The following is a 21,345-nucleotide window of genomic DNA, read 5'->3' on the forward strand; positions in this document are numbered from 1 at the left end:
ATCAACGGAAAATGGAACAGAATATTTTAAAATAGATCCTAATGGAACTAGTGGTTTACAACTTCTTGCAAAAGGAGTGTACATTATCAACGTAGGCGTGGGGAAACGTTGGGGATGGAATAATGGATACGGGGGGGATTATTGTTTAGGAATCCCTTCTGGGAAGGAGTATAGCGAAAGCTCGACATTCAGTAGAGGAGGATATTATGCGTCCACAGCAGTTGGAACAGCTATTCATGTAAGAAATGATATTACCAATCCAGATGGACCATTTACTAAAGATAACACAGATATCATGAAAACTCTTCTAGAGGTTCGTTATAAAAATGGAAATGACCATTCATCATTATCTACATTCTACTTTGGAATTCTTGTGTATCCGGAGATGGGAGGTTAATTGTGAAGAAAACAGTATTTAAAGGACCAGCTCCTATTCCGGGATTAAGTGACAATGAAGGAACTGGAGTTAAAGATCAAAATTTATGGTTGAATAATGCAACACTCAATGTGGAAGGCGATACAACTATTGATGAAACTTTAACAGGAAGAGATCTCAATATTACAGGATCGAAAATACAAGCAGATGTTGATTTGTTTGTTGGAGGTAACGTTAAGGGAGGAAGAACATCCCTGGGAGAAACAGTATTAAAAGGGGATTTTAATATTAAGTGTAACCAAAACCAAGTTCCTCAACTTACAAACTTAAGTGATCCTAAGTCTGCACGAGATGCAATAACTTTTGATTATTACCGGGAGAGATCTACTCAAGCATACAATTGTACTACCCATCGTAACGGTGCAGGGTTACAAGGAGGTAGTGTTCTTGATCTACGATTGAATACAAGTGAGGATACGGAGTCTTTTACTCCAATGTATCGAAACAGGTTCTATTGGAAAGACAATGATATGAAAAAACTTTACTTGAAAAGCCCGGGGATTTATCAGGTTGCTTTTCAAGTATTTCGAAGTGGAGGCTATCACGCAGGGAACGATGACCCTACAATTTTTTTAAGATTGTATACTTCTGCCTATGATTATACGAATCTATGTACGGGGGATACACGAGGATTTTCGGAAGGAAATACGACAAATACTTCATTGTACTCCATCTTTTCTATTCCTTCAATTAGAGGTGAACTTCCCTTCATACAAGTTATTACGAAGATAAGTATTCGCATAGCGTACACAATGATTAACGTAATTTGGTTCCCCTTTAGCTCATCTTATACGGAGGAGGACTAATGACAACTTCTAATAATCATGTAGATGTTTCTTTCCCAACATTTGTTCGCTTGAATATATCAACAACTAATTTGAGTGAGGGAAAGAAAGAGAACGCAGTAACCATTTCCGAAGCTGTAACGGCTAACAATGTTATAGTTAAACAAGACTTACTGAGCAGCACAGCTAATCTTGAATGTAAACAAGATCTTTTTGCTAATAAAAAATTTATAATTACAAATCCCACTTCCAATATTTCGTTCAGTGGTCGAGTTAATTTAGCAAATAATACAGTGAACTATCAGGAATATAGCAATAATACCAAGGTAGATTTCAGAGATATTAATTCCCGTCAGGGGAAACAGTATGTTCCTTATGGATTGTATAAGAGAGGTGAGCCAAAAATCAGCATGCGCTCAGCTACTTCTGGTGGGCATGTGGGCTCAGGAGATACTGGAGGATGGGGAGCTGAAGTTCTTTGGAATGCTTACAATGAGCAAATTCAAGATACTACAGATAATGCAGTTTCTTTAGATCCTAATAATCGAGGGAAGTTGTTTTTCTCAGCTTCTTCAGAAGCCCCTGTTCTATTCCGTCTATCTGTCTTCATGAGGAAAAACGGAGACTGGCTAGATAACGGAGTTGGAGGCCGTGTTATGTTATATGCTAATGCATATGATGCAGCAGGTAAAGCAGTCCGAAGTTTGTTGGGAATATCCAATTGTCTGGGGTCTACCTGGTATACAACTGTACCTATGTTTTGGTGTGCGGCTACGTATTATGCGACTTCAAATGGATTTTTTCAGTTAATTGTTGGAGAGCGGAATTTCCGAGTTTCTTCTCTATCCTGGAGCGTTGTGCGTTTGCCTGTAGTTCCTTAAAAATATTTCTATCCGTGCCGCTTAGCTTACTTATTAAGCTAAGCGGTTCCTTTATTAAAATAAGAGATCTTTTGTTGTGGACGTATCGCAAGACTACCAGTATAGTACTGGGAAAAGCAGACTGTCTAATAGGCTCAAGCAAAAAAACTTCGTAACAAGAGTATAGGGGTCCCAAAAAATGGAAGAGCGCGCCGCAGTTGAATATTGGGGAGACTATAAAGTTATCGCAGAACTTGGATCAGGACTGTGGAGTCGGGATGTGCTCGCAGAACATCGGTTTATTAAAAAACGTTATGTTCTCAAGATATTGCCGGAAGAACTTTCTTCTTCAAGAGATTTTATGAAAGTTTTTCAAGAAGTGATTGTTCAATTAGCTTCCATCCGTCATCCTAGTTTGGTAGCCATAGAAAATGTTTCACAAGAGAACAATCGGTATTTTGTTGTTACAGAAGAAAATAGTGGAACAGTTTCACTAGCCCAATATTTATTGGGAAGAAAATTATCAGAAGAAGAGGTTTTACAGTTAGTGCATCAGCTTTGTGAAGTGCTCGAGTTAGTGCATGACATGGGGTTAGGGCATGGATACCTTAATTTGCACTCTGTTCATGTTTCTTTTACTAATGGAGGAACTAGTATCTATCTCCCAGAAGTAGGGTTTGCAGCTCTTCTTAAAGAACGCATGTTTTCAACAATTGTACAGGGGAATACGAAGCAAAGCATAGAAAGTATTCGTGAGCTACTTATGTTCGAAGCTCCTGAAGATAAGGATGTTCATTATCGTGCGGTGGATGCTTATTCTGTTGGAGTTTTGGCATATTATTTATTAGTCGGATCCCTTCCTTGGGGAGCTTTTCCGAAGCCTTCTCTTTACGTACCTGATAGTATTTATGATTGGGACGGGTTTATTTTGAGTTGTTTACAACAAAAGGAAGAATTTCGTCCAAAACGGCTGAAAGAGGCTCTGAAGAAAAAAACAATGGGAGAGCAATTGCAATCGGTCATGGATCATTGTTATGAACCTTTGCGTAAAATGGAATTGGAAAAAGATACTTCAGAAGATAATGCTCTTTCAGTTTTTACTCGAGAAGGAGAGAAGTTGTGTGAAGTGAAAGAAGAACATCAAGCTTTTGTATTAGTAGAGGCGAAATCTATTGATGAAGCTATGGTTACTTCTGTTCATGCAGAAGGAGATCTAGAAAATGGAGAAGGAGGCTCCAATCCTTTGCAGTCTTTATTAGTTAGGGAGCCTGTTGTCAGTCGTTATGTAGAGGCGGAAAGAGAGGAGGTGAAACCTCTCCCATTGCCCACAGAAATGGTATTTATAGAAGGAGGGGATTTTTCTCGTGGGAGCGGAGATGGCCAGCGTGATGAATTACCTGTTCACTGCGTAACGCTTCCAGGTTTTTTCTTAGATATTCATCCTGTGACCAATGAGCAATTTGTTCGATTTTTGGATTTTATTGGGGGTGAGCAAGATCAACATTACAATGAACTTATTCGCTTAAAGGATTCTAGAATTCAGAGACGTTCAGGGAGATTAATTATTGAGCCGGGGTATGCGAAACATCCTGTTGTAGGGGTTACTTGGTATGGGGCTTCTTCTTATGCGAGTTGGATAGGTAAGCGATTACCTTCTGAAGCAGAATGGGAGGTAGCCGCTTCAGGAGGATTGCTAGGATTACGATATCCTACTGGGGAAGAGATAGACAAAAGTAAGGCGAATTTTTTTAGTTCAGACACAACAGCCGTGATGAGCTATCCTTCTAGCATACTAGGCCTTTATGATATGGCTGGTAATGTATATGAATGGTGTCAAGATTGGTATAGCTACGATTTTTATGAAAGTTCGGCTTTAGAGCCAGATTCTCCTTTAGGACCTCCTCAAGGGGTTTATCGTGTTTTGCGAGGAGGTTGTTGGAAAAGTTTAAAAGAAGATCTGCGTTGTGCACATCGCCATCGAAATAATCCAGGAGCGATTAATAGTACCTACGGGTTTCGTTGTGCGAAAGATGTATAAAATAAAGGGCTTATTATGAAATCTGCTTCTCAGGATTATTATATTGCTTTATGCAAAGAATTGGTGGAGCATGATCGACATTACTATGTATTAAATCAACCAACGATTTCTGATTATAGTTATGACATGAAGATGCGAGAGCTTCAAGAAATAGAAGCTTTGCATCCAGAATGGAAAGTTTCTTGGTCACCAACAATGTATCTAGGTGATTGTCCTTCAGGACAGTTTTCTGTGGTCGCGCACTCTCGACCCATGCTATCTATTGCGAACGCCTACTCTTTTGCAGAATTAGAAGAATTTTTTTCTCGGACAGAAAAATTGCTCGGCTACTCTCCAGAATATTCATTAGAGTTGAAAATCGATGGAATTGCTGTAGCTATTCGATATGAAAATAGGTCTTTTGTTCAAGCTTTGAGTCGTGGGGATGGGGTAAATGGAGAAGACATTACCGCTAATGTAAGTACAATACACTCTTTGCCTATGATACTTCCTCAAACTGCTCCTTCGGAGGTTGAAGTTCGAGGAGAAGTTTTTCTTTCATATCAGGCATTTGAAGAGTTAAACTCTTCTCAGAGGGCACAAGGGAAGGTAGAATTTGCGAATCCTCGTAATGCTGCTGGAGGGACTCTTAAACTTTTGTCTTTTAAAGAAGCTGCTAAAAGGAAATTAGATTTATCTATTTATGGGTTGATAGCAGATTGGGAAAAATCTTCTCATTTTGAAAATCTTCAGCTGTGTGCTAAATGGGGATTCCCTGTTGCAGGCATGCCTAAACAGTGTCGTACTAAAACAGAAGTGATAGAACGTATTCAAGAAATAGAAAAAATACGATCGAAACTTCCCATGGCCATAGATGGAGTGGTCATTAAAGTAGATAATACAGCAAATCAAAAGCTTTTAGGGTTAACTAGCAAACATTATCGTTGGGCAATAGCTTACAAATATGCTCCAGAAAGGGCAGAAACAATTTTAAAAGATATTGTTGTACAAGTAGGGAAAACGGGAATTCTTACGCCCGTTGCTGAATTAGATCCAGTTTTTTTATCCGGAAGTCGAATATCCAGAGCTTCCTTATACAATGAAGATGAGATTGAGAAAAAAGATATTCGTATAGGAGATTCAGTTTATGTAGAAAAAGGTGGTGAAGTTATTCCAAAAATTGTTGGGATTAATTTGGCCAAACGTTCTCCTGCCAGTACTCCTTGGAAAATGCCCTCTTTATGTCCAGTATGTTGCCAGCCTGTTATTAAGGAAAAAATTTTTGTTCGCTGCGTGAATTCCTTATGTTCAGGAGGACTACTTGAAAAGATATGTTTTTTTGCTAGTAAGAGTGCTTTAAATATCGACCATTTGGGAGAAAAGGTAGTACTTAAACTATTTGAAATGGGATTGATTCGCTCCTATTCGGATATATTTGCTCTTACAGAAGAAAAATTAAAACTGATTCCTGGATTTAAGAGTCGCTCTGTACACAATCTTCTATCGAGCATTGCTAAAGCTAAAGATGTGACTTTGGACCGTTTTTTAACTGCTCTCTCGATCCCTTTTGTAGGAAGTTCAGGAGCTTTAGCTTTAGCGGATCATTTTGAAACCTTAGATAGTGTGATGAAAGCCTCGTTGGATGAGCTGCTTTCCGTAGAAGGAATTGGCTCAAAGGTTGCTGCATCAATATTAGAGTTTTTCTCTAAACCCGAGAATTTGGAAGAAATTCGTCATATGCAAGAGTTAGGGGTTCGTGTTCTTCCTAAGCAGGCTAATAGGGAGGAAGCGCCATTATATGGGAAAACGATTGTTCTTACAGGTACTTTTCAAGAAATAACGCGATCTCAGCTCGAGGAGCGAATTCGCTTTTTAGGAGGAAAAGTAAGCTCTTCCGTTTCAAAAAATACTGATGCAATTGTAGTGGGGAGCGGAGCTGGGGCCAAGTTAAAAAAAGCACAAGAATTAGGAATTCGCATTTTAAAAGAACACGATTTATTAAGTTTTTTTAATCAAAAAGATCTTTACTAAAAGAATAAGAGAAGGGGGTGAGTATAAATCTAAAATTTTTGAACTTATATGTAAAAATGGAGTATAATTCTTCCTTTAAAAGTAATTTTTTAGGAAATTATGACAAATCCGGCTGCATCCCCATCCTCAAGTCCTGACCTTTCCTCGAAAGGGCGTCTAAACGTCTTAAATCAGCAGTTTACCCAAGCAGATTCAGTTGCTCCTCAGCCTTTGAGTCCAGAAGTTCGAGGGCTAAGCTCAAATTTTTCTACACGACAAGATTTAATTGATGTCGTAGAGAAAAGTATGGAAGGTGCTAAGAATACGGATCTGAAAAAGCTTCGAATATATGAAATTGCTCTCAAAATCTTAACGATAATTGGGATGGCTATTTTCTTTGCGGTTCCCATATGTATGCTGCTTGGTGTACCTTTATGGATTCCTATAGTAGCTTGTATAGGAGCGGGAATTGTTTTAAGTATTGCTAAAGGCTGTTTACAGAAAAGGTGTCAGCAAATCCGGCAAGAGTATCGAGCTCTTCATCTTTATTATTGCTATTTGCTTTCTAATAAAGATTCTATAGATGGAAGTCTTCTAAGTCGTTACAATATTTGTCTTCGAAAAGCAGAAGAGAAGTTGCATGGAGTATTCCCTGAAGAGCGAGCTCCTAATCATCCTTTGTCTGCGGATAAAAAATATGATTTCGCGGGGTTAGCTCATCAGCGTTATCAGGTAGATGCAGCTATTGGAATTCCTTCTGTTCAAGATACTTTTTGGAGGGCGGTTGCTCAACAGGTGAAATCTGTTAAAGATGAGATAATTGCTGGAAAGAAAACTTCTGCAGATTTGGAGTTGGTATCTGAACAGGCTTTACTTGTTGGCGGAGTGGACGTTTCTGCAGCAAAAGACAAAGCATCTTTGATGGATATTACTAGATCTTTGTTGAATATGTTGGCTTGGGGAGCTTGTGTTGGGAAAGAAGCTCGGGAAACTGTTCAGCGATACCAAATGCGCTTTTTGAATAGTCCTTTAATGGCTGATTGGTGTGGGGCAAATCTTTCTTCATCTGCGCAAGATTTTCTCGTTGATGGGCAGAATCTTTTGGAAATTGCTAGTAAACATCATACAAAAGTCCAGTCTGCTGTTGAGCAAATGTGGTTAGTTCCAGTTCTAGGTAAGGTTAGAAATTGGAGAGATCAAATCAAGCAACTACCCCAGCACAAGACTCAAGTAGATTCTTTATGGGAGGTATATCGAAATATTGAGCAGCTTATGCACGAAATTTGTATCGAGGAAGGGATCTCTCCATCGATACAGAGAGGTTTGCGTACAGTAACCAATAAGTATCTACGCGGAGATTTACAGAAACTTTTCGCAAAAGAAGAGTCGTCTTTAAAAGAGGAAGAATTTGCTGCAGTATATGAGAGCATCTGTTCTTGTGCAGATTTTGTCGTTTCTCTTTTAGAAGGGCATTTGGAAGTTTTTCCTACAACTTCTATGCAAAATATAGAAAAGAGCGTTTATCAAAGGCTACTTCAAGCTGTAGTACCTTTAGGAGGAAATAAGTTTTCGAAAGGAAGGATGACTACCCACATTGATAATATTTGTAAAGTCGTTCGCAGTGGTCAGGCTTTGCATAAAGAACTCGGGCAGGTGATGAAATCTCATCCAGAGCATCGCTTCCATAAATTGTTATCCACAGCAGAAAAATTACAGGCTTTTATTAGCAATCCTAAATGGGGGGCTTCAGCAGTTCACCTATCTCCTCAGGATTCGTTAGAGCAAAAACAAAAATTCGCGGCCGTGCTTCAAGGAATTCAGACTCGTTTGGCTGAGTGGAGGGATCGCTATGGTGTTTTTAAAGAAACGAAATTGAATCTTATTGTATCAACAGACTTTACCAATGAAACTGGTAAGCTTTTAAGCAAATGCAGGGGTGTTGTAGATTCATGTTCTTTATTAGGAACTGCGGTTCAATATCTTGATGATTGTGAGCACGCTTTACACGCAGATTTAGGGAATATAGGGAAAATAGAAGATTCAAAAGAATTAGCATCTGTAAGGGAAGAATTTAACAGTTTAGTTTCAGAATTGTCGAACATACAAGGTCAGTTGGAACAAATTTCTCTTCCGATTTATGAAGAAGGAATGAGCGGGCAGCGGTTATTGCTCAACACAATGCTTTCTAGCCCAGTTAGTTTGCAGAAAAAAATCTTGGAAAAAGGGGCTGCATTAGAAGATTTAGCCACAACGAATCGTTTAGAAAACACAATTTCTTCGAAAGAAACAACTTTAGAGATGGTTTCTCATGGATATGAACATCTTTCAAGGCTTTTAGGGGAAATCAATAGTTTTGAGGATTGTTTAGAAAAATCTCAAAATGGGAACATAACAACTAACACTATGCAGCAATTAATCAAGAGAGCGGGTGGTCTTGCCTTGATGCTATCGTCTTTCACACCAGACTCTATGACTGGATTATTAGATCGGTTAGAAGAATTAAGTACTGAAACTTTACCTGTCTTAGAAAAATCTGATACCTCCTCTGCGGTTTCTGCAGCTGAGGGAATAGCACAGGCTTCTTATCAACGAGTCAATGGGGTAGCGCGAGCGAAGGCTAACCGTACGCTGAACGCTTTCACAAAATTGATCAAAGATCTTCGGGCATCTTTGAGAAATTCTATGATTACTAAAGCTATTATTGGAGCAGTACTTTCTATTGCTTTTTCCTGCCTTGCGATAGCTCTGTTCTCTGTACAGTTAACATGGCTTCCAATTGTTTTCTGTGTTTTGGCTTTAGGAGTGGAAGTGATCCCTTCCCTACTGTCTACCTGGATAAATCAAAGAAATTGGAAGTTAGAAGTAGCCTCTCTCGCCAAACAACTAGCTTCAGACAACAGGAAGCTTCCGTATCCTCAGCAGGATGTTCAAGATATTAAAAAGCTAGAGAAGCTACGAAATATTTATGGGTTGGATGGATTGATAGAATTTCGGGTAGCAGAGGCAGCTTTACTAGCAGCTCAGAAGCTTCCAGAAGAACAAAAACAAGAAACTTTACAGAGCACTGTGAAAGCTTTACGAGCAGACGCTAAAGCTCTTGATAAGGCGTTTCAACAACTTCCAAAAGAATATCAATCGCTTTTCTCCAAAAAAGCAACTAAGGCTTCTCTAAAGAAATCTACTACTGAAAAAACTTCTTCTTCTTTGGAGAGGGAGGTCGCTGCTATAGAGGCACGACAAGATGAGTATCATGCGGCTTGCTTACAGTTTGAATCTATGAATATGAGGTTTTTAGCTGAACAACGCAAAGCAAAATCTTTGGAGTCCTTATTGACTCAGAAGCGTAAAGGTATGGTGAATATTGATAAAAAAGAGTCTCTTTATAATGAGATTATTAGTCGCCTGAAAAAGATAGTTGTAAGAAAAGAGGGGGTGCTTGCTAAGAAAGTCTCTCGAGAAGAGCTCTCTACAAAAGTGAGAGCTCTTTTGGATCTTGATCGTCAATTGACAAAAGCTTACGAGGACCGAAATGTAGAGGAAAGCAACAAGGCCCATCGAAATATGCAAGCCATGTTCAGTAAACTTGCTGAAGAGGGGAACTTACAGGAAGTAAAAGATTTATTAGAGCTGGATATGTGTTTGGGTAATACCGAGCAAGGCATATATTACACTGAGCAGGGGCGGGTTTTAGGTACAAGTGTGATTCGGAATCCGCAACAGCTTTTGCAATATGGTGAAAGCCTTTTTGCTTCTTATGATAAAGAAGAAAATATCCCTCTTTTACGGTTTGTTCTTGGAGCAGGATGGAGAGTCACTCGGGAAGCTTGTGCAGAGCTTAAACATTTGTATAAACGCTTACAACAGGATCCTTCGCAGCTTTCTCCTGAAGATTACAGCAATACGTATAAAACTTTAAGACGATTCCTTAAAGCTCGAGAAGATCTTCGTCCTGATCTCAGATTACCTTTTAAAGGTGGAGAGTTTGATATTTGTGTACAGCAGCAAATTCTAAATAATCAGCGAGCTACATCGCAAATCGCATCTAGCTATCAGGAGTGTTGTCGAGATGTTTTATTGCATTTAGAAGATTGGGTTCAGAAAACACGAAACGAATCCGTGGAATGCAGAAATGTAGAGGCTAGACTAGATGAGTTTTGCCAAAAAATCATTCCTGATGAAAGTTTGTCAGATGCTGTAAAAGCTTTGTTCGCCTCTTTAGACGAAGACTTAAATAAAATCTCTGGGTATGTACTCTACACGATTGTCTCTTCTTGGTTCGCAAAAAGTCTTCGTATCATGGAACGAAGAGCGGAGTATGCAAAAATAGAGGAAAGCTTTGAGAAAGCTAAGGCAGCTTTAAAAGAGAAAGAAGCCGAGTTTGAGAAGTTTGGAGAAGAGTGGAACCATCAATATCAATTATTAAAGATGCAGATAGGAACATTAGAATCTCAAAAAGAGAACTTAATTGCTAGTCACAAGAAAAACTAAAGGTAGGCTCGCAGTTCTCTTCAGCCGTAAGTTCAAAAGATAATTCTGCACGGTTTAGTTTTCTGTTGCAAAGATACGGAGTAGGTAAGAAATTAACTCGTGAAGCTTGAAGGAGTGTGTTCTATATCCAATATAGCGGTCCGGACGAATGATGAATAAAGACTCTGGGTTCGCGTGATAAAATTTATGAACATTAGGATCTTCAGTTGCAATAACATCCACCCATTCACCATACTCTTCAAGAAGAGCCGAGACTAGATCGTTGCGATTTTTGAAAAAAATTAGTAAATGCTTGGCATTTTTCAACGAATCTAAGAGATAATCCCCAGTATCGAGCCGAACATCTAAAGCACGAGATCCTGGCCTAGGTCCCCGGATTTCTTTGTCGTTAGGAGATACTTTAATGATATCACTGGCCTCGTATTTCAATGCTCGATGAGAAGGATAGTACAATTCTCCTTCGACTATATCGAGTTTTCGGCATTTTTTAAGATAATAGTACATTAAAGCTGGAGTGTACATGTTTGAAAAAAGAAGCTTAACAGCCCTTTTTTGATGAACCTCATTAAAATGAGGGAGTACGTGGCTTGTTTTTAATTCTTTTGAAAAAATTAATTGCGAGGAGGCTGCTTTTTTAAGTACGGGAAGAAGTTTCCATCCTAAATTAAAGGCCTCATGAATGTTAGAATTCACTCCAGAAAGATAAGAAAAAGATAAATTATTAGCGATACTTCCTAAGAAAATATAGCGATCATGGCAAAAAGGATATTGTAGGAGAGTCGTAGAAATAGAAAGGGAATTTTCAGCTAATGCAAGACTATATGTATAGAGCAGTTTATTTTTAAACTTAGGAGAAAGCGGCCCAGAAGTGTTTGTTAAGTATAGTTGGCGAGAGCCTCTATATGGATTATAAAAAATAAAATTTACGAAATTTTTTGTAATAGGGAGGAGGTGAATGTGGGCTTCTTCAAAAGGCTCTCCTTCTTCGCAATCCACAAATAGCGCTTCTTTATATAATTTTTTTGGTTTGATTTGTGTTTTCAATAGATCTTTAAGATCTGGATCAGCATCCATTTCACAGGCAATGATCCATTTAGGAGCAAAAATCTCGCGTCCTTCGTAAACTTGTGTTGAGCTTTTTGTGCTTTCTATGAACAGATTCTGTTCCACTTGAGTAACAGGTCGAGTTGCCCAGTTAACTACACCTCCTCGTTTTTCGAATTCTTGGAGCAAATGGGAAACCAAATCTTCATAAGAAATAAGAAGGGAGAAAGGATAACGAGAAGCAGAAGATTGATCGAATTTAAAAAGAACAGAACGTTGTTTCCAGTGATAACGAGCTCCAAAGATTTTACGTCCTTTATTCAATAAATCTCCCAAAAGATTCATATTGTCGAGAAGTTCTAAAGAAGAAGAAGCTAAAACTAAGGGGAGGGTATGCAAAGGCAGGGGTAAGGGAGATGTTACGCTATCGCGAGAGTCTATTACTTTAATACGAGCCCCATGTTGCTTTAAGATGCTAGCAAGAATGAGTCCCGAAGGATTGGCTCCCATAATTAAAACATCAATCATTGTTATCCTCTTGAGCCAAAAACGTTCCTTTTTAAGAAACCTTCTTACTCCTGGAAAGAAGGTTAATAGAAAATATGCTTACGTTTAGAAGAAGTATACGCAAGAAGCTTTTTAAAAGAAATCTCAGGGATATAAAAGCTGTAGTGTGTAGAAAGAATTGTTGGAGCACTAATCTGCTCCAACAAAAGAAATACATTAAAGATGCTTTTTGAAATGTGTGAATATATCGTGCAATATTTGTTGGCGATGAGGAGAAGTGGCTATGTCGTGTTGAGTACCGGTATAAGTTCTGAAACGCATTTGCGCGGGAGCTGACCCTAGGAATAGTCGATGATGTGCCATAGAAACAACACAATCTTCTGTTCCTTGTTGATGGAGAATCGGGATTCGTCGAGGTAGAGAGAGCACGAGAACATGATCTTGAATACCTAAGAAGAAACTTATGTCTTCTCGACAAAGCCTAATAGGAAGATCTTTGAAACCAAAAGCCGAGCCAACACTTTCAGATGCCGATGAATCTGCTAAAGTGGATAAACCTATCGTTGCACAAATCTCTTTAAGGAGAATAATTCCGTCAGCAACAGGAGCCCAGACTGAGATAGCTTGGATGGAGTAGTTATTAGGTTTGTAGGTACTTGCTAGATGAATAGTAGTATGGCATCCTATTGAGACTCCAGCAATCCCAATTCGATGAGGATTGACTTCAGAGTACTGGGATACAGCAGCAAGAATATCTTCCCCGTTTTTTAGATAGGTTTGTACCGGAATTTGGTCTTGGAAACCTTCACTATTTCCACACCCTGCCATATCAAATCTAGCCACAGCTATTCCATTCGAAGTTAGGAGATAAGCTAATTCTCGATAAACTCCATCACTTCCAAAGCTATTGCCTCGGAATCCATGGAAAAAGATTACTGTAGGATATCCTCCCTTGGGCATAGGGGTCGTTGGAGTGTGGAACACCCCGACAAGATTGTAGCCGCAACTAAGGACATTGACACCTCGGCAGTATTCCCTAAAAGTTGATTTTTCCTCGTCGATGGTAATGTAGGTTTCTGGAATAGCTGGAAACCCAGGAACTTGAACAGGAGCCGCAAAACTATTGCCGGATAGGAGCACACACAAAAGAGTAGCAAACTTTTTCATTCAGCAAAAAACCTTTGTTTTTTCAGAAATCTTTCTTAAGGAAATATAAATTCTTGATTCCAAAAGAGAAGGAAAAGGAAAAAATGATAAGGTAAATGGCTTGATAAGACAACTTTTTTTCCGGAATTCAAAAAAAAATTTGTTTTTGCTCTGCAGTAACAGAGCGGATGAAAACTGGAAACACCGCAGCAAGATAATGGTTAGAAAGTGGTAAAAAAATTAAAAATTATCAAAAATGCAAGATTTTTTTGAAAAAGCGTATGAGGAATAAGTTCTCTTTGAACAAATTAGAGAGCAAATCTTGATTATTTTTGAAAATAGCTGTAGCATATGGGCTGATTTAGCATTTTCTTGAGCAAAGGTTCATTCATGGCCAGCAAAAACCGCGAAATTATTAAATTGAAAAGCACTGAAAGTTCTGAGATGTATTGGACTGTTAAGAATAAAAGAAAAACAACCGGTCGACTAGAACTTAAAAAATATGATAAAAAGCTGCGTAAGCACGTTATCTTCAAAGAAGCTAAGTAGGCTTTTATCTAGCTTCTAGATCCCAAGGGTGTCATGAAGTTAGAATTATTGTTGGCTTTCAAGTACCTAGTTCCAAGAAGAAAGAGGTTTTCTTCTTCTATAGTTTCGGCTTTTTCTATTGGGATTATTGCGCTTGTTGTTTGGTTGTCCGTGGTCTTCATGTCTGTGATCCACGGGCTTCAGCAAAGATGGGTCGGTGATCTCGCAAAGCTACATTCTTCTATTCGGATCGAGCCTTCCGGAAAATATTATGAGTCATACTATTATCAGATAGATTCTCATTCGGAAGCTTCTCAGTATGTTTATAAGACCATTGGTGAAAAACTTCTTTCTGAGCAAACAGATCCTTACGATCCTGACAGCGACTTTTTGCTTCCAGAAACGTTCCCTGCTCCTGAATTTTCTGCTAATGGGGAGGTTTTAGATCTAGTTCGGACAGCTAATGAGCGAATGTTGTCCTGTCTTTCTTCTCAAAAAGCTTTATTTGTTGAATTTGAGGAGGGAATGGGGCATGTGTACATGGACCGGGGTACTCGAAGTTATACTGGAGAGCCGCGCTCATTATCGCAATACGTAGCGTATTCGGCCGAATCTTTTTATCAACAGCGAGTTCTTCCTTTCGAAGAAACAGATTATTCAACAGAGATTTTAAACCATTTTAATGCTTCTTCGGAAGGTTGGTTAGCAGATTTTCTTTCTCTTCAGGAAAAGTTCCGAGGAATGTCGGTGATTCTCCCCGTTCACTATCGTGATCAAGGTTATCGAGTTGGAGATACTGCGTCATTAGCAATTTTCTCTGCAAAAAAAGAAGGAGAGGTACGATTTCCATTACGAGTGATTGGATTCTATAATCCAGGTGTTTCTCCGTTTGGAGGTAAAACTATTTTTATTGATAAAGATCTTGCTGTTTCTATTCGCTCAGAATCGGAAGGATTGGGTATGGGTAACGGTTGGCAAGTGTTTCTTCCAAATGTCAAGGAGATTCTTGCTACGAAACTTGCTTTGCAGAAAGTATTAAATGAGGCAGGAATTGCTTCATACTGGGAAATTTCTTCTTTGTATGATTACGAGTTTTTTAAACCTATTTTAGATCAATTGCAAAGTGATCAAGTCTTATTTTCGATAATCTCCTTTATCGTACTCATTGTTGCCTGCTCTAATATTGTCACCATGTCTATTTTATTAGTGAATAATAAAAAAAGAGAGATTGGTATTTTAAAGGCTATGGGAGTGTCTTCATCTCGTTTAAGACTTATATTTGGTTTGTGTGGAGCTTGCTCGGGTTTATTTGGAGCCTTTTTGGGATCTATTTTTGCTACGTTAACGTTGCGAAATTTAGAAATTTTAACGCGTTGGTTGAGTGCGTTACAGGGAAGAGAGGCATTTAATCCTTCCTTTTTTGGAGAACAACTTCCTCAAAATTTCCACCTTCCAACTATGATCTACTTGTCTTTAGGAGCTTTTATTTTGGCAGCCATTTCAGGAGCTCTTCCTGCACAACATGTTGCGCGTATGCAAGTTTCGGATATTTTAAAGACCGAGTAGGGAAATTATGGGTGTTCTTGTTGAAGCGCGTCATGTTTCAAAAACAGTTAAACAACGAGATGTTTGCGTTGATATATTAAAAGATGTGTGTTTTCAATTGTATGCGGGAGAGGTTGTGGCTATTACAGGCGCTTCTGGTAGTGGCAAAAGTACTCTATTGCATCTTTTGGGGACTTTAGATCAACCGAGTTCTGGACAGGTATTGTTCTTTGGGAAAAGCGTGCGTCATGAAGATCTTCCTATTTTTAGAAATCGTAGGATCGGGTTTATTTTCCAAAACTTCTATTTATTAGAAGATGATTCGGTGATCAATAATGTGTTGACTCCTGCGCAGATAGCACGAAAGGACACAAGTAAGAAATCTGAAGCATACGAGCGAGCCTTTTTCTTATTAGAGACTGTGGGACTTGCAGATCGACGATCAGAAAAAAGTGGCCTGCTTTCCGGAGGAGAAAAACAAAGAGTTGCTATAGCTCGAGCTTTAATGAACGATCCAGAGATAGTACTAGCTGATGAACCCTCGGGGAATCTAGATCGCAGGACAGCTAACACAATCCACGAGCTATTATTATCTCTTGCAGAACACCACCGAGGTGTATTGATTGTAACTCATGACAAGGAACTGGCCGAAAAGTGCCATCGAGAAGAAATTCTTCGCGATGGCACCTTAACGTCAGCAGACGCTTGAGACGAGAACCTCTTCTAGCTCTCTTGAAAGAGACAGAGACCCCTTAACTTACCATCCGGGAATTGTTAGAGACTCTGCCTCCTTACCCAAACATCTGCGTATGCGTACCCAGCGCTAGCATAAGTGCATATAGATGTAAAAGTGTTCACGGACAGTATCTTGAAGATTTTTTGATAATGAAAATAGCCTCTTGACTATTCGTTGTATATGTGAGAGTCCGATGGTTATCTTTTAGAGGTACTGTTGAGAGATATTTCCCACTAGAAACATGCTTCAAACGAATTTCATCACCATCTCTTAGAAATTGATCTTTGGTAGTGTTTAACTTTTCAATAACCCATCCACAACGACATGTGTAATAACTGCTATCAAAATAAGCTTCTACATCACTTCCATAGAAAGATAGATATGGACTTCCCGAAAATTCGCTACCAAAAATTTTTTGGCGAATAGGCAAAGATCCGATAAAGCAATAGGTTTGATTTAGAATTTTTTGTGAAGAAGCCTCGTTGTTATCTATACAGAAATAAAAGACAATAGGACTTGCCGAAGAGCGCTCTTTTAATGTTGGGAATAGATAAGGAAGAGTGGACCAAGAAGCAACATATGGAGTGCTAACGACAACAGGGGCGTGAGCTGATTCCAAAGTAAACCAAGAAGAAGGATTGTTAATCCCTGCTGTGAACACAGAGCGTTCGCCTTGCTCGTTGACTCTGTGTTTATTGAGATAAACTCGAATAGCTTGTTGGAGAGCCGTTCGTTTACTAGACAATTCCGCTGCATCTACTTTAGGAAAATAAAGAGGATTGAGTAAATCTGTTATAGGGAGCAAGGAAATGTGAATGGGTACGGGTTCCAAGCGAACACTTTCTGACCAGTCTTTAAAATCTAGATGTTCATCATGAACAGAAGGGAGAACTGTCCCACCTAAAAATACCGTATGGGAAGAGGATGCTGAACTATAAGAAGAATAAGCTGACTCCGTACTGTTTGAGACTGAGCCTCTTAACAAAGCATTTGCTGCAGCAGTTTCTAAGGAAATCTTTTTATTATTAAGATCTTCTACTTGTTCAAAAGATAGCTTTAAAACTTGGAACCCTATTCCTCCAAAAGTCGCAGAGGTGATGTAGTGTGTCCCAAATTTTTGAATAAATACGGACCAAGAATTGGGGCAAGTAGGACTTAATTTGGTTTCAACCCAGTTACGGAAAGAGTTATCTAAGCGTTTCTCTGAAGGATCTAGGCCATCATCCTCTTTCAGGATATAAAGAGAGTGTGCTGCAGTAGAGCAGGTTACAGTATTTTTAGCATGAAGCGTGTTTTTTCTAACAAACTCACTGGTCAGACTTCCTGAAAAAGCAGCTGCTTCGGCAAGGCTCAAGTCAGAATCCTCGGACTGCTCTAACACAGGCATTTTAGGAGTCTCACAGAAAGTTGAAGTATGTTTTGTTTCAACTTGATAAATATGACAATCGTCTAAACTACGTTGGAATCCAGATTTAATCTTTCTTATAGCATAAGCTTGTTCAGATGTAGACTTAATACGAGAAAGCTCTAAATCAATCAATACTGCAGCAATAGTATGTGTGCCCACTTGAATCTGATAATTGTATTTTGATTCGGTGAAACCTTGTAAATCTAAACGAACACTTCCTTCTGTAAGGATTTGACTTTTAGCTTGATGTCGCCATAACTTTCCAAAAGTAATTTTATTTACAAGGATTTTAGCTTCTCTTTTGTATTTTTTAACAACATCTACAAGCTTGGGGGAATAACTAGGGAATAGATGTTTTCTAGTGACAAGGATTTCCTTTTGTCCTCCTTCTACCAGAGGAGGAGTTTGGAGAGACATGTTACCAGCAAAATCAGGTATACAGAAGGTAACAGAAGTAGAAAAGCTATGAGTAAAAGAAGTTGTTTCTTCAAAAATAGAGGTATTGATTTCCACATCAAGAGCAGGTTTAGGGAAAATTTTTGTTCCTTTAGGGATTCCGAAACGGCCATCCGAGCTAAGTTGAGCAGTTTCTTTAGAGAAAGAATAATCCAGTACGCTTTCTTCGCTGACAGTATTGAGAATATTTATAGGATCTAATTTCACAATGTCGACAGCGCGTCCTAAGAAATCAACATTCCGAATTAGTTCAACGTCGTCTTCAACCAAAGTGAGAACAGAAGATTCTTCTGTTTGAGAAAATGACTCTTGAGTAATGAGATAGCGTATACCGTCGTAAGAACTTTTTAGCAATGTTTGTTTAATTTCTTCTAAAAGCTCACTGTCAGATTTCATAGGGATAGAAATATCAACAAGGCAGGTGGCTGCACAAGCAGAGAGTTTAGGTTCAAGAATAGTGAAAAGAGCGCCATCTTTAGTATTTTCCCAAGATAGAATATATGGAGCTCCTAAAGAAGCGCTTTCTATAAAAGTAGGGGTATCAAAAATTTCTAAAGGCAGACTTTCGATAAAAGCAGCTAAGCGATTGCCTTCTTCGATGTATTTATCTGAGGATAAAGGGTGCAATCCTAATCGAGGATTAAAGACTGTATGCGGATGAATAACATACAAAAAAGAACAGTTCATCAGAGCTTTCCATGTTTAAATAGTAAGTGGTTTATAATGTAGGGATTTTCTTTTTAAGAAAAGCAAGTAAATGTTGTCTTTGAAAATTTTTAAAAAATTACAGTGTTCTTTCATGTAGTCAAAAGAGAGACTAGGATTTTTCTTGATCGGCCCTTTTGTCATAAAAGAGTATGTTTTGTCTCTTAGAGGTTACGTATTACTTCCTTTTAGAAATGGAGGAAGAGGTTTCTTCGGATGTACTTGCTTCACAATCAGATGATTTTTCTGTAAGTACTAAATTGCTGTTATTAGCTTCATACCTAGAAAGAGGGATAGTATTTGATTGGATATTGTTCCAGAATGTTAGAAGTTGTTCTTTATGCTCTTTGTTCAAATCTTCTAGTACAAGTAAGTCTTCTTGATTTTTTGTTAATCCTAAAATTGTCCAATTTGCAGAACTAACGATGGCTATTTTTTTATCAATTAAACAGAATTTACAATGAAGCATACCCTCTCCATTCCATATCTGCATATCGAGTTTTTGCATTAGTCGGCGTTGAGATTCTGGGAGTTCTGGTTGTTGTAATGCTTTCGGATCAAGAATGACGGTTACGCGAATACCACTATGCTTCAGTTTGAGTAATAATTTGATGACCTCTGGATGAGAGAGAATATGCATACCAAGTTGTATACTTTTACAAGCTCGAGTCAAGATATTGCATATAATGTTGCTGCCGTCGCAATGAGTACGACCTATAGGGTAATACCGTACTATTGATCCTCCAATTGGACATACTGTAGGTCGAGAAAGATTTAAAGCATAATGCAACTGTGAGGAGGTTGCGCATACAGTGAGATTAACATCTTTCTGATTAGTATCAGAAAAGTTTGCTGTACTGAAAAGACAATATCTTCTATCTGTGAGGAGGAGTTTTTTATGTGCTTTTACTCCAGATCTAGAGACGAATTTAGTTAGTGAGAGATTGGAGCATTTTGGAAAATTAAATGTCTCTAGTAGCTTCTGGCATAAAATGCTTACATAAACATTTTCAAGAACTTTTTCTCTTAAAGTTTCTAGGATTTTAGGATTATTTAAGATAAATATTTTGACATACACAGATGAGTGAGCCCGCTTTATAGTTTCACAAATCAATTCGGTAAAATTGTGTTCGGGGTCGATTTGAGAAGAAAAGAAGGTCAGAGGAGAAGGGGGTGCGGCGGGGATTCCTGCTCTCGAGAATATCGTGTGCGAGAGCTTCTAGAAGGGCGGTGATGATCTGAAGAAGATCTAGAACTATGAGAGCTACGATAGGGATGATATCTTTGATGGCTTCTAGAAGATGACCTTACTCTAGATTTATGGCTATGATGATGGAAAGAGCTGTGAGTTTTCATCTTAGCACATCAATTTTATGACAATAAAAATCGGCGAATTTTGCTAAAAATTTCTTTTTTTTGAAAGCGGCCTCATTTAATTATTGAGCGTTTAAGAAAGAATTAAGAGTCAGGATCTTTATTTTTAGGTTTTTGCTGTTTACGGCGTTTCCGTGATACGTTGCTGGCAGTAATTAGTTCGCTTGCCGCTAAAAGTTCAGACCACAAATCAAAGAAAGCAGCAAATTGTGAAGGGCTTGGTTTATGGACAATCAATACATCTTCAACATTACGATTAACTCCGTTATTACTCCAATTTGCAGAACCAAGGATGAAGAATCGACGATCAACACAACAGATTTTACAATGCAAGAGGCCGCTATGTGTACTTTCATAAAGATCGACAGAAGATCCTAATGCTTGTAAGAAATAAAAAGGCATTCTTTTCTCACAAGAATCTACAATGACGGATACCTGAACACCTCTTGTTGAGGCTTCGTGTAAAGTATTTAAGATAGTTTCGTTTTTCAGAATAAACATAACTACAAAAATTGTTTTTTTAGCGACTTTTAATGTTTTAATGATGTTTTGTAGTCCTTGTTTATTCTGAAAAAACAAACTGTAGTAATCAAATCTTTGTGATCCAGTATAGCAATGGCCTGATTCCCAATTTCGTATAAGCTGGCAAAGAGTAGGATTTTTTATTTGTGCAATGAAGTTGACATCATGAGAAAAGGCTCTTTCAGAGAAATTTGCTGATCCTAGAATTGCTAACCAGTTGTCAATGACCAGATTTTTTCGATGTAATAGAGCGTTGTAGCGCGAGTTGAAAGGTTTCATTTTAACATTAGGGTGTGCAACTAAGGGTTGGTGGTTGTTAATATGTTGAAATTGTAATTCAACTTTAACTCCTGCATTTGCGCGTTCTAAAATTGCTGCGATAATTGTTGGGGAAGTGATCGTGTAAACACATAAGAAAATGCTTTCTTTTGCGAGACCGATAGCCTGGCAAATTACAGTTAATGGAGATTTTCTAGATTGTGTGGAAAAGAATTGAATCGCTTCTCCAGGTAGGTGCATCATTTCTGGAGCAAGTTGTATAGTTTGTGCTGTTTGGTAAGTTACTAAAGCAGTTTCCTCTAACTGTTTTTTATCAGTTTTTTGCGTAAAAGAATCCTCAGAAGCACGGGGGTTTTGATAAGGAAGAAGTTCTTCTGTATTACTGTGAGGAAGATAATAAGGACATTGTGGATTAGTGAGGGGAAGAGGGTAGAATGGTTGTACTTGAAAAGGTATGGGGACGGAGGGGGCTTGAGGAATGAATTCTTCAGCATTTGGG

The 21,345-nt window shown here is 38.5% G+C and carries 13 protein-coding genes and 1 pseudogene; 9 read left to right on the forward strand and 5 right to left on the reverse strand.

The genetic code is table 11. The features are described 5' to 3' along the window. From IJ490_RS00005 to IJ490_RS00030, 6 genes and pseudogenes are all read left to right on the forward strand, one after another. A pseudogene (locus IJ490_RS00005) lies at positions 1 to 397 on the forward strand (hypothetical protein); the annotation flags it as partial. A gap of 2 nt (positions 398 to 399) precedes the next feature. Then, complete coding sequence (locus IJ490_RS00010; protein ID WP_291891112.1) at positions 400 to 1,242, forward strand: hypothetical protein; 843 nt, start codon at positions 400 to 402, stop codon at positions 1,240 to 1,242. Then, a complete protein-coding gene (locus IJ490_RS00015; RefSeq protein ID WP_291891114.1) occupies positions 1,242 to 2,102 on the forward strand; it encodes a hypothetical protein in 861 nt (286 codons plus the stop codon). The genes IJ490_RS00010 and IJ490_RS00015 overlap by 1 nt, the downstream gene beginning before the upstream one ends. 178 nt (positions 2,103 to 2,280) lie before the next feature. Beyond that, positions 2,281 to 4,119, forward strand: a complete 1,839-nt coding sequence (locus IJ490_RS00020) for an SUMF1/EgtB/PvdO family nonheme iron enzyme (protein WP_291891116.1) — start codon at positions 2,281 to 2,283, stop codon at positions 4,117 to 4,119. Positions 4,120 to 4,134: 15 nt separating this feature from the next. Then, complete coding sequence (ligA, locus tag IJ490_RS00025) at positions 4,135 to 6,129, forward strand: NAD-dependent DNA ligase LigA (RefSeq protein ID WP_291891118.1); 1,995 nt, start codon at positions 4,135 to 4,137, stop codon at positions 6,127 to 6,129. A gap of 99 nt (positions 6,130 to 6,228) precedes the next feature. After that, positions 6,229 to 10,596: a hypothetical protein gene (locus IJ490_RS00030; protein WP_291891120.1), complete on the forward strand. Its 4,368-nt coding sequence runs from the start codon at positions 6,229 to 6,231 to the stop codon at positions 10,594 to 10,596. A 54-nt stretch (positions 10,597 to 10,650) separates the two neighbouring features. On the opposite strand, the gene IJ490_RS00035 is transcribed toward IJ490_RS00030, so the two are convergent. Beyond that, positions 10,651 to 12,168 (reverse strand): FAD-dependent monooxygenase, encoded by a 1,518-nt coding sequence (locus IJ490_RS00035; protein WP_291891122.1) that lies wholly within the window; start codon positions 12,166 to 12,168, stop codon positions 10,651 to 10,653. Positions 12,169 to 12,363: 195 nt separating this feature from the next. Beyond that, complete coding sequence (locus IJ490_RS00040) at positions 12,364 to 13,314, reverse strand: alpha/beta hydrolase (RefSeq protein WP_291891124.1); 951 nt, start codon at positions 13,312 to 13,314, stop codon at positions 12,364 to 12,366. Between the two features lie 369 nt (positions 13,315 to 13,683). Between IJ490_RS00040 and rpmG the strand changes: the two genes are divergently transcribed. Genes rpmG through IJ490_RS00055 form a run of 3 tightly spaced genes read left to right on the forward strand, consistent with a single transcriptional unit; the run spans position 13,684 to position 16,075 of the window. After that, the gene (gene rpmG / locus IJ490_RS00045; protein WP_080121198.1) at positions 13,684 to 13,842 is read left to right on the forward strand and encodes a 50S ribosomal protein L33; all 159 of its coding nucleotides are present in this window, start codon (positions 13,684 to 13,686) and stop codon (positions 13,840 to 13,842) included. A 33-nt stretch (positions 13,843 to 13,875) separates the two neighbouring features. Further along, entirely contained in the window at positions 13,876 to 15,387 is a 1,512-nt protein-coding gene (locus tag IJ490_RS00050) for an FtsX-like permease family protein (protein ID WP_291891146.1), read from the forward strand. Between the two features lie 7 nt (positions 15,388 to 15,394). Next, entirely contained in the window at positions 15,395 to 16,075 is a 681-nt protein-coding gene (locus IJ490_RS00055) for an ABC transporter ATP-binding protein (RefSeq protein ID WP_291891148.1), read from the forward strand. Positions 16,076 to 16,220: 145 nt separating this feature from the next. On the opposite strand, the gene IJ490_RS00060 is transcribed toward IJ490_RS00055, so the two are convergent. From IJ490_RS00060 to IJ490_RS00070, 3 genes are all read right to left on the reverse strand, one after another. Then, positions 16,221 to 18,656, reverse strand: coding sequence for an MAC/perforin domain-containing protein (locus IJ490_RS00060; RefSeq protein ID WP_291891154.1), 2,436 nt, complete (start codon positions 18,654 to 18,656; stop codon positions 16,221 to 16,223). Between the two features lie 193 nt (positions 18,657 to 18,849). Continuing rightward, positions 18,850 to 19,785, reverse strand: coding sequence for a phospholipase D-like domain-containing protein (locus tag IJ490_RS00065; RefSeq protein ID WP_291891150.1), 936 nt, complete (start codon positions 19,783 to 19,785; stop codon positions 18,850 to 18,852). A 344-nt stretch (positions 19,786 to 20,129) separates the two neighbouring features. Continuing rightward, positions 20,130 to 21,345 (reverse strand): phosphatidylserine/phosphatidylglycerophosphate/cardiolipin synthase family protein (locus tag IJ490_RS00070; protein ID WP_291891152.1); only part of this gene is annotated, 1,216 nt, incomplete at its 5' end.

The sequence above is a fragment of the Chlamydia sp. genome, assembly GCF_017472245.1.
Taxonomy (GTDB): Bacteria; Chlamydiota; Chlamydiia; order Chlamydiales; family Chlamydiaceae; genus Chlamydia.